This window comes from Peribacillus sp. BM1 (genome assembly GCF_056679975.1).
The window spans coordinates 1043250-1057446 of the sequence record NZ_CM155259.1 but is presented as its reverse complement, the minus strand read 5'-3'; the positions used below and the strand labels follow the sequence as shown (position 1 = coordinate 1057446).

Here is a 14197-nt window from a genome sequence, read left to right as displayed (position 1 = left end):
AATGCAAAAATTTGCCTTCTATCTATTATCTAGTTTTCAAAGAACGATATTGGTGGAGCCTAGCGGGATCGAACCGCTGACCTCCTGCGTGCAAGGCAGGCGCTCTCCCAGCTGAGCTAAGGCCCCATTGTAAACAGAATGTGAATGGTGGGCCTAAATGGACTCGAACCATCGACCTCACGCTTATCAGGCGTGCGCTCTAACCAGCTGAGCTATAGGCCCATTCTACTATAATGGTATTAAATTGAATGAATTACTCATTCAAAACTGAACAAAACAAAAGCGCTCGTTATATTCCTTAGAAAGGAGGTGATCCAGCCGCACCTTCCGATACGGCTACCTTGTTACGACTTCACCCCAATCATCTGTCCCACCTTAGGCGGCTGGCTCCTTGCGGTTACCTCACCGACTTCGGGTGTTACAAACTCTCGTGGTGTGACGGGCGGTGTGTACAAGGCCCGGGAACGTATTCACCGTGGCATGCTGATCCACGATTACTAGCGATTCCGGCTTCATGTAGGCGAGTTGCAGCCTACAATCCGAACTGAGAATGGCTTTATGAGATTCGCTTACCCTCGCGGGTTCGCAGCTCTTTGTACCATCCATTGTAGCACGTGTGTAGCCCAGGTCATAAGGGGCATGATGATTTGACGTCATCCCCACCTTCCTCCGGTTTGTCACCGGCAGTCACCTTAGAGTGCCCAACTAAATGCTGGCAACTAAGATCAAGGGTTGCGCTCGTTGCGGGACTTAACCCAACATCTCACGACACGAGCTGACGACAACCATGCACCACCTGTCACTTTTGTCCCCGAAGGGAAGTCTCTATCTCTAGAGAGGGCAAAAGGATGTCAAGACCTGGTAAGGTTCTTCGCGTTGCTTCGAATTAAACCACATGCTCCACCGCTTGTGCGGGCCCCCGTCAATTCCTTTGAGTTTCAGCCTTGCGGCCGTACTCCCCAGGCGGAGTGCTTAATGCGTTAGCTGCAGCACTAAAGGGCGGAAACCCTCTAACACTTAGCACTCATCGTTTACGGCGTGGACTACCAGGGTATCTAATCCTGTTCGCTCCCCACGCTTTCGCGCCTCAGTGTCAGTTACAGACCAGAAAGTCGCCTTCGCCACTGGTGTTCCTCCACATCTCTACGCATTTCACCGCTACACGTGGAATTCCACTTTCCTCTTCTGCACTCAAGTTCCCCAGTTTCCAATGACCCTCCACGGTTGAGCCGTGGGCTTTCACATCAGACTTAAAGAACCACCTGCGCGCGCTTTACGCCCAATAATTCCGGACAACGCTTGCCACCTACGTATTACCGCGGCTGCTGGCACGTAGTTAGCCGTGGCTTTCTGGTTAGGTACCGTCAAGGTACCAGCAGTTACTCTGGTACTTGTTCTTCCCTAACAACAGAACTTTACGACCCGAAGGCCTTCTTCGTTCACGCGGCGTTGCTCCGTCAGACTTTCGTCCATTGCGGAAGATTCCCTACTGCTGCCTCCCGTAGGAGTCTGGGCCGTGTCTCAGTCCCAGTGTGGCCGATCACCCTCTCAGGTCGGCTACGCATCGTGGCCTTGGTGAGCCATTACCTCACCAACTAGCTAATGCGCCGCGGGCCCATCTGTAAGTGACAGCCGAAACCGTCTTTCCATCTCTTCTCATGCGAGAAAAGAAATTATCCGGTATTAGCTCCGGTTTCCCGAAGTTATCCCAGTCTTACAGGTAGGTTGCCCACGTGTTACTCACCCGTCCGCCGCTAAATCAAGGGAGCAAGCTCCCTATCATCCGCTCGACTTGCATGTATTAGGCACGCCGCCAGCGTTCGTCCTGAGCCAGGATCAAACTCTCCAAAAAGTGTTTGACTTGCTCATTGTTTTTATAGTGTGTACTCACTTAATTTAAAACGTTGGCGCTTTGTTTTGTTCAGTTTTCAAAGAGCAATCTTTGTCGTTTCTCTCAGAAGCGACTTTATAAATTTAACACATCTCTTCATTAGTGTCAACAACTTTTTTATTTAAAAAAGTATTTCTTTCTAACCTCTAGTAGATGCAATGTCACTCCAGCGACAATATATATATATTAACAACTTCTCAAAGATTCGTCAATATCTTTTTTTACAAAATAACGTTTATATTAAAACTCGTTTGAATCCACACCTTCTAACCTACTACTTAATAGCTACATACTTCCTATTTATTTCATTATTATATAGCTCTTGAAGAGTATACAAAAAAAGAACCCAAGAGAAATTTCCCTCGAATTCTTCAAATAATCCAATAATCAATTGCTGCTAAGGTAGCCACACCTGGAATGCCTAAAATTCCTGCTACTGCAGAAGTTGCTAAATTGATAGGAACATGAATCCCTACTTGATTACCAAGCACATTTAGAAAGAACAAAAAAACAGCTCCGATAATTAATTTAACAACCCCCTGCCCTATTAGTCGAATTGGTTTTATAGGTGCCCCGACAAAAAGCAGTAATACAATTAAACCAGCTATTACACCTACAATAACAATTGGCTCCACTATCATTCCTCCTCATTAGCTTGTACTACATTCTATGTAGATAAAACTAAATAAGAACAAAGAAGCGATGATTGCATTCCTCACTTACGTTTACTAGCCGTTACTTTTCTTCTTTTCGCTTCTTTAAATAGATAGAAATACTTAATTTCGGCAATCTTTGTTTGTATGATTGCATCTTCTGATGGATCAAGGCTTTTTTCCAGTAATGATTTCTGGTTAAGCCAACTTCTTTTAATTTCCTCCAGTTGTTGCACTAGTTTTTGGTTATTTTCGTTGCGTAGTTTACCTTTTCGACGAAAGAACACAAAAACCCCTCCCCGCTACTTCTCAAATTTCCCTTCTTCCTTCGAGTGCCTTAGATAATGTCACTTCATCTGCATATTCTAGATCCCCACCTACAGGTAATCCGTGTGCAATTCTTGTGACTTTAATTCCTGAAGGCTTTAATAACCTAGAGATATACATCGCAGTCGCTTCCCCTTCAATATTAGGGTTCGTTGCCAAAATGACTTCTTGAACCGTTTCATCTTGAAGACGCTTTAATAAGTCTGGAATGTTAATATCTTCTGGCCCAATCCCATCCATCGGTGAGATACTCCCGTGCAACACATGGTAAAGCCCAGTGAATTCACGCATTTTTTCCATAGCAATAACATCTTTAGGTTCCTGTACAACGCAAATAACATCACGACTTCTTCGCTGATCTTCACATATATAACATGGATCTTGATCTGTTATATGACCACAAACCGTACAATAGGAGAGGTTTCGCTTGGCATTCACAAGTGCTTTTGCGAAGTCCAATACAGTGTCTTCTTTCATGCCTAGTACAAAGAATGCAAGTCTCGCAGCCGTTTTAGGTCCAATCCCTGGTAATTTCATAAAACTATCAATTAGCTTCGTAATTGGTTCTGGATAATGCATAAAATACCTCCTAATAAGAAAACACAACGCCTTGTTCAACCTAAAAGCTAGCATATTCTTGCTTGGCTAGATCATAAGGAACTTAGCTGCTTTCGCTAGACACCAAAATTTATAAAAAAACGTATCTTTTTATTAATAAAAAAGCACAAGCGCCTTCAATAAGGCGCTCGTTCATCCTTCAATTTAGCTAGTTACATCATCCCACCAGGAAGATTTAACCCTTTCGTGAATTGCCCCATCGTTGAATTAGTCAATTCATCGGCTTTTTTCAATGCATCATTTGTTGCCGCTAATACTAAATCTTGTAACATTTCAATATCATCAGGATCCACAACTTCAGGTTTAATAGTTACATCAACAATTTCCTTATGACCCGTTACTACGACAGTCACCATTCCACCGCCCGCTGTTCCTTCGATTTTCTTTTCACCTAACTCTTCTTGAGCCTCAGCCATCTTTTTTTGCATTTTTTGCATTTGTTTCATCATATTCTGCATATTTCCCATTCCACGCATTCCCATTTTTATTACCTCCCATTATTCTTTAATTTCAAGTAATTCATCTCCGACTAACTTTCGAGCTTCCGTTATAAATGGATCTTCTTCTTTCATGTCCGGTTCATTTTGACCGTCAAGTTGCTGAGTGGAGAGAAACCCCTCTCGTATACTTTGCCACTGGCTCTCAGGCACTCCCGCCATTTCGAGCCTATGACTCGTCACATTTTCCATGATTGAAGCCATTACTTCAATAAAACGGGGGTTTTCCATAGCCATTTGGCAATGAATATCATACTTGAATTTTAACACAAAAGTTTGTGAAGAAGCAGCTACTGGTTCTGCTTCATTTAATAATGCTGCCAATGATTTTAAATTTTGCTGACCTAACTGCTCAAGTACTTCACCCCATCTGCTTTTCACAAGCGTTAAATCTTGTTTCGTTGCTTGACGGAGGACCTGAGTTATTTTTCCTACTGGTGCTTTATATGATTTTTTCACTGAACGAGGGGTCTGTGGCTGCTTTTCAACTTGAGCTGTAACCGCTTGGCCAATTCCTCTTTCTTTCAATTCCTTTAGTTGCTTTTCAAGTTCTTCTATTTTACTAGTAAGCTGCCTTACCTGAACATCTGACACAGCACTCTCACGTTCCTGATTACAGAGCTTAACTAATGCAACTTCTAGAAAAATTCGCGGATGATTTGTCCACTTCATCTCTTGCTGGGTTTTATTAAAGCTTTCGATAATACCATAAATATCTCGGTTTGAAATAACCTCTGCCAATTCTTTGAACTGCGGGTCAATTAGTACTCTCTCAAATGAATTCGCCATCCCTGGTGCGGCTTGATAAAGGAGCATATCTCGGAAAAAGAAAATCATATCCTCAATAAACCTAGCTGGGTCTTTCCCCATCGCTAATAGCTCATCTAATACTTCCAAAGCATCCGCTACGCTTTTATCATAAATGGCCCGTGCTAATTTCCCTAAAAAAACATGGGAAACAGAACCTGTTACGGTTAATGCATCTTCTACACTCACTTCATCAGAACTAAAAGAGATTGCTTGATCAAGCAGACTCAAAGCATCCCGCATACCTCCTTCAGCTGCTCTAGCTATAATATGTAGAGCTTGTTCATCTACAGTAATATCACTCTCAGAAATAATCTGAGACATCCGCCCGATTATATCCTGGGGCTGTATGCGTTTAAAGTCAAAGCGCTGTGTTCTTGAGATGATGGTTAAAGGAATTTTATGAGGTTCTGTAGTTGCTAAAATGAAAATGACGTGCTGTGGTGGCTCTTCCAATGTTTTTAATAAAGCATTAAAGGCGCCTTGTGAAAGCATGTGTACTTCATCAATAATATATACTTTATATGTACCTGAATTTGGCGCATATTTCACTTTATCTCGAATATCACGAATTTCTTCCACGCCATTATTGGATGCAGCGTCAATTTCAATTACATCCGGGATCGATCCATCTGTAATTCCCCGGCAGGACGCACATTCATTACACGGTTCATTTGTTGGTGACTTCTCACAGTTCACAGCTTTAGCAAGTATCTTCGCTGCACTCGTTTTCCCAGTACCGCGTGGACCAGAAAATAAATAGGCGTGGGAAACTTTCTGTTGCAGAAGCGCATTTTGTAATGTTTTCGTTACATGCTCCTGACCGACTACATCAATAAATTGCTGCGGTCGCCAAACTCGATATAATGCTTGATACCCCACGTTGTCACCCCCTTATTTTCTCCTTATCTATTATAGCGTACTATTTGTATGAAGGAAAAGGGCACGGAACGTCACAATACATAAAAACATTACCAAATAATGTTAAAAAGATAAGTTTTTGTGTAAAAGCCTGTAATGTGTTAATTTGTTCTGCTTACGCCATCCCCTTGATGTTGGTTTAGCTATTTTTATCCATTTTAAAAATGATATAAAAAAACCCACCCAAAAGGATGAGTTGATTTATTATGTAATATGCCGTGCACCTTCTGTCGATTAGCTCCCATAAGCGTTACTTAAGCAGTTAGCTCGGCCCAGGCAACCCTGCGGCACATGGAAACTTCCACTTAATGCTGCTTCCTTCCGGACCTGACATGGTTCATGGAGTTCCATTGCGCAGGACCCGGGCGTCAACACCACTTACTTAAGGCAGACCCTACAGGAAACTAACCTCGAGAAGGGATTCGGCCTCGCTAGAGCGGATTGCGAGTACAGGGCACCGCTACCTCCCCGCTTAGCACGGCATGATTTATTATACTAAGTTATATAGAAAAAAGCAATGTTATATACCTCAAAAAACGATTAAGAAAAATAACTTATTACTATCCCTTTTCCAGCATAGCTTTTCTTGCTTCCTTTTCCGCCTTTTTCCGTAAGCGAACACCTTTAAAAAACTCCGTTAAAATCTGCCCGCACTCCGTATCCAGGACACCACTTGTCACTTCAGCTTGATGATTAAAGCGCTCATCCTGCAATAAATTCATAAAAGTCCCCACACAACCACCTTTCGGGTCACTTGCACCAAATACAACACGCTTTACCCTTGATTGAATGATTGCTCCTGCACACATCGGACAAGGCTCAAGTGTGACATAAAGTGTAGCCTCCTCTAGGCGCCATGTCCCTTGCGATCGGCAAGCACGATCAATTGCGAGAAGTTCAGCATGCGAGATTGCATTTTGCTCTGTTTCTCGTAAATTATGCCCCCTTGCGATGATCTTATCTTGAAGTACGATGACTGCACCGATTGGAACTTCATTTATTTCACCGGCCTTTTTGGCTTCTTTTAACGCTTCCATCATATAGTATTGATCGTCCATCTTCATTTTCCTTTCGCCTTCATTCACGTTCTTTTCACACATCGACCCCACTATCTCAAAACGAGTAAAGCGCTAATCATTTAGACACACTACTCATATTCACTTCGTACTTGTAAGGACAATTACACATTGAACAAACATCTACAAAAAAAGGAGACTACCTAAGATGAATCAAGAAAAATCACAACAAGCTTTACTTATTATAGATATGATTAATGATTTCAAATTCCAGAATGGTGATATGCTTCTTCAACATACTATACCAATCATTCAACCAATTATCACTTTAAAAAGCATCTGTAAAGCAAAGGGATATCCTATTATTTATATTAACGATCATTATAATTTATGGCAGGCTAATTACGACAAAATTATCGCATTATGTAAAAACGAGAAGAACACACAAATTATTGAACAAATTGTACCAGAAGAAGATGATTACTTTTTAATTAAGCCAAAACATTCGGCATTTTACGGAACTGCTCTTCACATATTATTGCACCATTTAGGTGTCAACCGTCTCACTATTACAGGGATTGCGGGTAATATTTGTGTATTATTCACTGCAAATGATGCTTATATGAGGGAATACCCGCTATGGGTTCCAGAGAATTGCCTTGCATCTGCCAGTAATGATGATAATCATTACGCCCTTACCATGATGAAAAATGTACTAAAGGCACAAGTAGAACCAGTATAATTTTTCCTGATTTCAGGCATCGCCCAAAAGGTATAGCTAAGTATAATTCCTCCAATATATACAATTCTCTATTAACGAGAATTCTATCACCCCAGTTCAGCAGTCTGTGATACAATAATTGGTGGCTATTAATAGCCATAGACAGAAACGCCCGATTATTCCATTGGGATATCGCTTTAAAGGAGGAAGTAATTCATGGTAAACACACCATTTATCACCGTTGAGGGACCAATTGGTGTGGGGAAAACATCACTTGCTAAAGCAATCTCTGAACACTTCCAATTTGCCTTATTAAAAGAAATTGTCGATGAAAATCCTTTTTTAGGTAAATTTTATGAAAATATAGATGAGTGGAGCTTTCAAACAGAAATGTTTTTCCTCTGCAACCGCTACAAACAACTCGAAGATATTGAGATGAACTTTCTTGCTAACAACCAAGCTGTTGTAGCAGACTATCATATATTTAAAAACTTGATATTTGCAGAACGCACGTTGAAAAATCGTCAATATGATAAATACTTAAATATTTTTAAGATCCTTACCAAAGACATGCCCAATCCAAATATGGTCGTATACTTAGATGCAGGTCTAGAAACATTATTAAAACGAATAGGAAAGCGCGGCCGGGATTTTGAAAAGAATATCAGTCCCATTTACCTTGAACAATTAACCATTGATTATCATAATTTCATGGCTACATTCGAAGAACAGCATCCAAATATTCCAGTTCTTCGCTTCAATGGGGATGAAATTGATTTTATCGAAAACAAAGAAGACCGGTCTATGATCTTGACCCGCATTGAGAACGCGCTTCAAAAAGGAGTATATACGAATGAATCTACGAAAAAAATATGATATCCCGTCAAGTTCAGTCATTACGATTGCAGGAACGGTAGGTATCGGAAAATCCACCATGACAAATGCCTTAGCTAATGCCTTAAACTTTCGCACTTCCTTTGAAAAAGTTGATACAAACCCATACTTAGATAAGTTTTACGAAGACTTCGACCGATGGAGCTTCCATTTACAAATTTATTTTCTTGCTGAGCGTTTCAAGGAACAAAAACGTATATTTGAATATGGCGGAGGATTTATTCAAGATCGATCTATTTATGAGGATACGGGAATTTTTGCAAAAATGCATTACGAAAAGGGAACAATGAACCCTACCGATTATGAGACCTACACAAGTCTTTTTGACGCGATGGTCATGACCCCATACTTCCCACACCCAGACTTGCTTATATATTTAGAAGGCTCATTAGATGACATCTTGGCTCGAATTAAAGTCCGTGGGCGTCCTATGGAACAACAAACCCCTATCGAGTATTGGACAGAAATGCACCGACGCTATGAAAATTGGATTAATCAGTTCAACGCTTGCCCAGTCTTACGATTGAACATTAATGAATATGACCTGATCCAAAGTGAAGAATCGATTGAACCAATTGTCGAACGAATTTCAACCTTCATAAATCAAACAAAAAAATTAAGAAGAGTATAAAAAAGTCACCTCAAACTGGGTGATTTTTTTTTTACATAAACAATTAATCTAAAGAACGAAAGCACAAGCGCCTATTACGGAACTTCGACTTAGATTTACCACGTCCTGTACAAATCAGTCAAACATAAACCTATCAACTTCAACGAGTAGAGAGCTTCTCACCAATAGATTGAGCAGCTTATGATTAAAGGAGGTAGCTGCTTGCACTGGATTCAAACAGACAAATTAAGTTTTCCACTTAAATAATTTCCTAAGCAATAAAAAAAAACTCGTTACATATGCAACGAGTTTTACGATTTCCAATTTATGCGTTGTGGTTAATTAAAAAAATAATGGAGGAGGTAGAGGGATTCGAACCCCCGCGGGATTTGACTCCCCTGTCGGTTTTCAAGACCGATCCCTTCAGCCAAACTTGGGTATACCTCCATATTAACATGTATTATATTACAATAGGTTTATGGTAAAGTCAACGAATCGTTTTTTGTTTTTCATAATATATGTAATGGAGGTTGTCTCATAGGGTTTAACCCTTTATGAGACAACCTCCGCTTTCATTACGGCCTTATTACTTCTGCTCCACGCATGTATGAACGTAATACTTCGGGGACAATTACACTTCCATCGGCTTGTTGATAATTTTCAAGAATAGCCGCTACCGTTCTTCCGATAGCAAGGCCAGATCCATTTAATGTATGAACATGTTCTGGCTTACCTTTTGGATCCCGACGGAAGCGGATATTTGCCCGTCTTGCTTGGAATGCTTCAAAGTTACTGCAAGAAGAAATTTCGCGATATGTTCCATAGCTTGGAATCCAAACTTCAATATCGTACTTCTTAGCTGCTGTAAATCCAAGATCCGCCGTACACATACTTAGTACTCGATATGGTAGCTCAAGCAACTGTAACACTTTTTCAGCATGACCTGTAAGCTTATCGAGTTCTGCATATGAATCCTCAGGTTTCACAAACCTTACAAGCTCTACTTTATTAAACTGATGCTGACGAATTAATCCACGTGTATCGCGACCAGCAGACCCAGCTTCTGAACGGAAGCAAGCGCTGTATGCCGCATAGCCGAATGGCAGTGCTTCTCCATTTAATATTTCATCACGGTGATAATTCGTAACCGGTACCTCAGATGTAGGAATTAAGAAATAATCTTCGCTTTCTATCCGGAATGCGTCTTCTTCAAATTTCGGCAACTGCCCAGTACCTACCATACTTGTGCGATTCACCATGTAAGGAGGCATCATCTCTTCATACCCGTGCTCTTCCACATGTAAATCAAGCATAAAACTGATCAATGCACGTTCAAGACGGGCACCTAAGCCTTTATAGAATACAAAACGGCTTCCCGTTACCTTCGCTGCTCGTTCAAAATCCAAAATTCCCAATTCACCAGCAATATCCCAATGTGGCTTAGGTTCAAAAGAAAATTGAGGAAGCCCTCCCCATTTTCTCACTTCAACATTATCATCCTCTGTTTCCCCTACAGGAACACTTTCATGAGGTATATTCGGAATTGACAAAAGCATTCTTTGTAAATCAGCTTCCACTTCGCGTAGCTCATCATCAAACCCTTTAATTCGATCGCCCACTTCTCTCATTTCAGTAATTAAATGATCCGCGTCTTTTTTCTCACGCTTTAACATAGCAACTTCTTGAGATACTTCGTTTCGACGGCTTTTTAACTTTTCTCCCTCAGCAATTAGTGCTCGGCGTTTACCATCCAACTCCTCAAATTTTCCAAGATCAGTTAAGTCTTCACCTCGGAATTGCAATGCTCGTTTTACTTCTTCTAAATGATTCCGTAGATATTTTAAATCTAACATCTCACATTCCTCCTTAATTTTGATTACAATTAGTTTCAGGAACGCAAAAAACTCCCGTCCCTATAAAAGGGACGAGAGTTAACCCGCGTTGCCACCCTAGTTGAAGGCACAATTGTACCTTCCACTCGAAAGATAACGGCATAAGCCGAAAGTAATTACTATCCATATCAATGGGGTTCCATACTTTACTCCAGGATGGATTCATAAGCTTCTCACACCGATTCACACCTGCCACCGGCTCTCTTTAGAAAGCAAGACTTACTACTGGTTCCTGTCATCGTTTTAATGAATGAAATTGTTTTCCATAATGTACTATAATTCTTACCATGTTGCAACCTTTTTATCCGTTATCATGAGGTGGAAATCAGAACCAACCTTTAACTGTATCGGAAACACTACTCCAAATATCAGCGAAGAATCCACCGACAGCTCGAGCAGACAATACGAACCAATTTGCCTTTTCTACTGTTTCTGCTGCTACAACATCTACTTTAACTGTCTTTGCACCCGCTTCGTCGATAAATCCGTAATCCGTTCCATCCTTCGGCTTAACTGTTAAGTAACCAATTATATCGCCTTTTTTAACAGGAGCTTCAAGCTTACCGTCTTTATTCAGCCTCTTTTCGTCAATAACCAGTTCAGGTTTATAATTCTCCTTATCAGCATGATTAATGACTGCATTAATGGCTTCTTTTGATTGGATCTTCACTGAATTTGCTTTCCCGTCTGCTACAGGAATCGTCTTATGATCTTTCACTTGATAATTTGCTGGAACAAGTTCTTCCTTGCCAAAATTACCAAAGGCGTAATTCATAAGTTTAATACTATCCTCAAAACGTTGGTTTTTGGAAGTTGACTTCATTACTACTGTGAGATAACGTTGACCATCTCTAATTGCAGTAGCTGTATGGCCAAATCCTGCAAAATCTGTAGATCCTGTCTTTAACCCATCGACACCCTCATACTCAAAAATCAATCCAGGCAACATCCAGTTAAAGTTTGGATATTCTCTCCCATCCCTGAACTTCAACTTTGGAATTTTTGAATATTCTAATGCCTCCGGATAATCGGTAATTAAACGATAAGCAAGTGTTGCTGTATCTCTCGCCGTCATAACATTTTCTTCATTTTCATTACCAGCTGGTATATTCCCCATTAAGCTCGAATTATTTAAACCGCTAGAGTTCACAAATTTATACTCTTTTAACCCTAACTCTCCGGCCTTTTTATTCATTAATCCAACAAAGTTCTTTTCGCTTCCGCCTATAAGCTCTGCTAATGCTACAGTAGCAGCATTTCCAGAAAAGACGGCCATGGCTTCGTACAATTCTTTCACGGTGTAATCTTCACCTTGAGTTAATCCAATATTGGATAAACCAGGTGCCCTTGATAGCTTATGAACATATTCGTTAATGTTAACTTTCTGGTCCCATGTAATTTTCTTATTTTTTATTGCTTCCAAAACAATATACTCTGTCATCATTTTAGACATTGATGCAATGCCAAGTACTTTATCTGCATTTTTCTCATATAGGATACGACCTGTTTCTCCATCAAGAATGATTGCAGCTTCTGCCTTTAAACCCAGATCGACTGTATTGGCCTTTGCTTCATTTGGTAGAAAGGCAAGTTGTGATAATGCTAGAGTAAGGACCGTGATAAAAACTAGTGAAATCTTGCTAAATCTTTTCAATTTTCAATACCTCCAACTAACTTGATCTATATATTTCGAAGAATCTCTCCTCGTTATTTGATGTGCACCTTGTCTAGTTTATCATAAAAAAATCAAAAAAAGTAGACAGAGTACTTTCCTACTCTGCCCACCTATTTTAACTTGTTAATATGAATATAAAGTTCTAATTATAAGGAATAATTCGGTGCTTCTTTTGTAATTTGTACGTCATGTGGATGACTTTCGCGCAATCCTGCACCTGTCATCTTAATAAATTGAGTCTTTTCTCGTAAATCCTGCAAATGCCCAGCTCCACAATAGCCCATTCCTGCACGAATCCCACCGATCAGCTGATAAATTGTGTCAGATAATGGTCCTTTATAGGCTAGACGACCTTCAATGCCTTCAGGTACAAATTTCTTATTATTTTCCTGGAAGTAACGGTCTTTTGAACCATTTTCCATGGCCGCTACAGATCCCATTCCACGATATACCTTAAAGCGACGTCCTTGGAATATTTCCGTTTCTCCAGGGCTCTCTGATACGCCTGCAAGCATACTACCTAACATTACGGCATGCCCACCAGCTGCCAAAGCCTTGACGATATCGCCAGAGTATTTAATGCCACCGTCAGCAATAATCGTTTTCCCATGTTTTCTTGCCTCTGTTGCGCAATCATAAACAGCTGTAATTTGTGGAACTCCAACACCCGCAACGACACGCGTCGTACAGATAGATCCAGGCCCAATTCCAACCTTGACCACATCAGCTCCAGCCTCAATGAGTGCTCTCGTAGCTTCAGCTGTTGCTACGTTACCAGCGATAATCGTTAGTTCAGGATATGCCTTACGTATTTCTTTGACTGTTTCGATTACACCTTTTGAATGTCCGTGCGCAGTATCGATTACAATTGCATCAACATGGGCTTTGACGAGCATTTCAACACGTTTTAACGTATCTCCTGTTACTCCAACTGCTGCACCAGCAAGTAGTCGGCCACGTTTATCTTTTGCTGAGTTTGGAAATTCAATGACTTTCTCTATATCTTTAATTGTGATAAGGCCCTTTAATACGCCCTTTTCATCAACAAGCGGAAGTTTTTCAATTTTATGTTTTTGAAGAATATTTTCAGCTTGTTTTAAATCTGTTCCAACTGGTGCTGTGACCAAATTTTCAACAGTCATAACATCAGAAATATTAATAGAGAAATCTTGGATGAAGCGTAAATCTCTATTTGTAAGTATTCCAACGAGTTTTTGTTCTTCAAGATTATTTACAATTGGAACACCAGATATACGATATTTTCCCATTAGATGCTCAGCGTCAAAAACCTGATGCTCTGGAGTTAGGAAAAATGGATCAGTAATAACTCCGCTTTCTGATCGTTTGACCTTGTCTACCATTTCCGCTTGCTCTTCAATCGTCATATTTTTATGAATAATACCTAATCCACCCTGACGAGCCATAGAAATTGCCATCTCAGCTTCAGTAACTGTATCCATACCAGCACTTAAAATTGGCAAATTCAATTTTAAATTTTCTGCTAAAGTAATTTGTAAATTAACATCTTTCGGTAGAACCTCAGATTTTGCTGGAATTAATAATACATCATCAAAGGTCAATCCTTCTTTTGCGAACTTATTTTCCCACATTATTTTCCCTCCAGGTTAAAAAAATATTATTAGTAGGTTATCAATTGGACAAAATACTGTCAAGG

The 14197-nt window shown here is 40.3% G+C and carries 12 protein-coding genes, 3 tRNA genes, 1 rRNA gene, 1 other RNA gene and 1 other annotated feature; of the genes, 3 read left to right on the top strand and 14 right to left on the bottom strand.

Translation table 11 applies throughout. The features are described from left to right. Positions 1-50 precede the first annotated feature (50 nt). The 10 genes from AC1MGI_RS05090 to tadA all read right to left on the bottom strand — a co-directional run bounded on the left by AC1MGI_RS05090 (position 51) and on the right by tadA (position 6772). Positions 51-126 (bottom strand) — tRNA-Ala (locus AC1MGI_RS05090). Positions 127-145: 19 nt separating this feature from the next. Continuing rightward, positions 146-222, bottom strand: a tRNA-Ile gene (locus tag AC1MGI_RS05085). 80 nt (positions 223-302) lie between these two features. Beyond that, a 16S ribosomal RNA gene (locus AC1MGI_RS05080) occupies positions 303-1852 on the bottom strand. Between the two features lie 410 nt (positions 1853-2262). Then, positions 2263-2526, bottom strand: coding sequence for a pro-sigmaK processing inhibitor BofA family protein (locus AC1MGI_RS05075; RefSeq protein WP_062187954.1), 264 nt, complete (start codon positions 2524-2526; stop codon positions 2263-2265). A gap of 80 nt (positions 2527-2606) precedes the next feature. Further along, positions 2607-2831 (bottom strand): YaaL family protein, encoded by a 225-nt coding sequence (locus AC1MGI_RS05070; protein WP_480348820.1) that lies wholly within the window; start codon positions 2829-2831, stop codon positions 2607-2609. A 22-nt stretch (positions 2832-2853) separates the two neighbouring features. After that, complete coding sequence (gene recR / locus AC1MGI_RS05065; protein WP_480348819.1) at positions 2854-3450, bottom strand: recombination mediator RecR; 597 nt, start codon at positions 3448-3450, stop codon at positions 2854-2856. A 191-nt stretch (positions 3451-3641) separates the two neighbouring features. Further along, the gene (locus tag AC1MGI_RS05060) at positions 3642-3965 is read right to left on the bottom strand and encodes a YbaB/EbfC family nucleoid-associated protein (RefSeq protein WP_062187978.1); all 324 of its coding nucleotides are present in this window, start codon (positions 3963-3965) and stop codon (positions 3642-3644) included. A 21-nt stretch (positions 3966-3986) separates the two neighbouring features. Further along, positions 3987-5675: a DNA polymerase III subunit gamma/tau gene (dnaX, locus tag AC1MGI_RS05055; RefSeq protein WP_480348818.1), complete on the bottom strand. Its 1689-nt coding sequence runs from the start codon at positions 5673-5675 to the stop codon at positions 3987-3989. Between the two features lie 255 nt (positions 5676-5930). Beyond that, positions 5931-6195: signal recognition particle sRNA large type (ffs, locus tag AC1MGI_RS05050), an RNA gene on the bottom strand. Positions 6196-6274: 79 nt separating this feature from the next. Beyond that, a complete protein-coding gene (tadA, locus tag AC1MGI_RS05045) occupies positions 6275-6772 on the bottom strand; it encodes a tRNA adenosine(34) deaminase TadA (RefSeq protein ID WP_480349705.1) in 498 nt (165 codons plus the stop codon). A gap of 166 nt (positions 6773-6938) precedes the next feature. Between tadA and AC1MGI_RS05040 the strand changes: the two genes are divergently transcribed. From AC1MGI_RS05040 to AC1MGI_RS05030, 3 genes are all read left to right on the top strand, one after another. Beyond that, positions 6939-7472 (top strand): cysteine hydrolase family protein, encoded by a 534-nt coding sequence (locus AC1MGI_RS05040; RefSeq protein WP_480348817.1) that lies wholly within the window; start codon positions 6939-6941, stop codon positions 7470-7472. A 195-nt stretch (positions 7473-7667) separates the two neighbouring features. Then, the gene (locus AC1MGI_RS05035) at positions 7668-8327 is read left to right on the top strand and encodes a deoxynucleoside kinase (protein WP_480348816.1); all 660 of its coding nucleotides are present in this window, start codon (positions 7668-7670) and stop codon (positions 8325-8327) included. Then, positions 8305-8976 (top strand): deoxynucleoside kinase, encoded by a 672-nt coding sequence (locus tag AC1MGI_RS05030; protein ID WP_480348815.1) that lies wholly within the window; start codon positions 8305-8307, stop codon positions 8974-8976. Before AC1MGI_RS05035 ends, AC1MGI_RS05030 begins: the two co-directional genes overlap by 23 nt. Before the next feature lie 333 nt (positions 8977-9309). Here the strand turns inward: AC1MGI_RS05030 and AC1MGI_RS05025 are convergent. From AC1MGI_RS05025 to guaB, 4 genes are all read right to left on the bottom strand, one after another. Continuing rightward, a tRNA-Ser gene (locus AC1MGI_RS05025) sits at positions 9310-9402 on the bottom strand. Positions 9403-9530: 128 nt separating this feature from the next. Continuing rightward, on the bottom strand, positions 9531-10808 hold the full coding sequence (serS, locus tag AC1MGI_RS05020) for a serine--tRNA ligase (protein WP_480348814.1): 1278 nt from the start codon (positions 10806-10808) through the stop codon (positions 9531-9533). Positions 10809-10872: 64 nt separating this feature from the next. Then, positions 10873-11095, bottom strand: a binding site (T-box leader). 77 nt (positions 11096-11172) lie between these two features. Next, positions 11173-12501, bottom strand: a complete 1329-nt coding sequence (locus tag AC1MGI_RS05015; RefSeq protein WP_480348813.1) for a D-alanyl-D-alanine carboxypeptidase family protein — start codon at positions 12499-12501, stop codon at positions 11173-11175. A 167-nt stretch (positions 12502-12668) separates the two neighbouring features. Next, positions 12669-14132, bottom strand: a complete 1464-nt coding sequence (gene guaB, locus AC1MGI_RS05010) for an IMP dehydrogenase (RefSeq protein ID WP_480348812.1) — start codon at positions 14130-14132, stop codon at positions 12669-12671. Between the last annotated feature and the right edge of the window lie 65 nt (positions 14133-14197).

What these genes read in the sequence shown, in the direction of transcription:
- tadA (WP_480349705.1), bottom strand. Translation starts at nt 6,772, where the DNA reads ATGGACGATCAATACTATATGATGGAAGCGTTAAAAGAAGCCAAAAAG.
- AC1MGI_RS05030 (WP_480348815.1), top strand. Translation starts at nt 8,305, where the DNA reads ATGAATCTACGAAAAAAATATGATATCCCGTCAAGTTCAGTCATTACG.
- recR (WP_480348819.1), bottom strand. Translation starts at nt 3,450, where the DNA reads ATGCATTATCCAGAACCAATTACGAAGCTAATTGATAGTTTTATGAAA.
- AC1MGI_RS05060 (WP_062187978.1), bottom strand. Translation starts at nt 3,965, where the DNA reads ATGCGTGGAATGGGAAATATGCAGAATATGATGAAACAAATGCAAAAA.
- guaB (WP_480348812.1), bottom strand. Translation starts at nt 14,132, where the DNA reads ATGTGGGAAAATAAGTTCGCAAAAGAAGGATTGACCTTTGATGATGTA.
- AC1MGI_RS05035 (WP_480348816.1), top strand. Translation starts at nt 7,668, where the DNA reads ATGGTAAACACACCATTTATCACCGTTGAGGGACCAATTGGTGTGGGG.
- serS (WP_480348814.1), bottom strand. Translation starts at nt 10,808, where the DNA reads ATGTTAGATTTAAAATATCTACGGAATCATTTAGAAGAAGTAAAACGA.
- AC1MGI_RS05040 (WP_480348817.1), top strand. Translation starts at nt 6,939, where the DNA reads ATGAATCAAGAAAAATCACAACAAGCTTTACTTATTATAGATATGATT.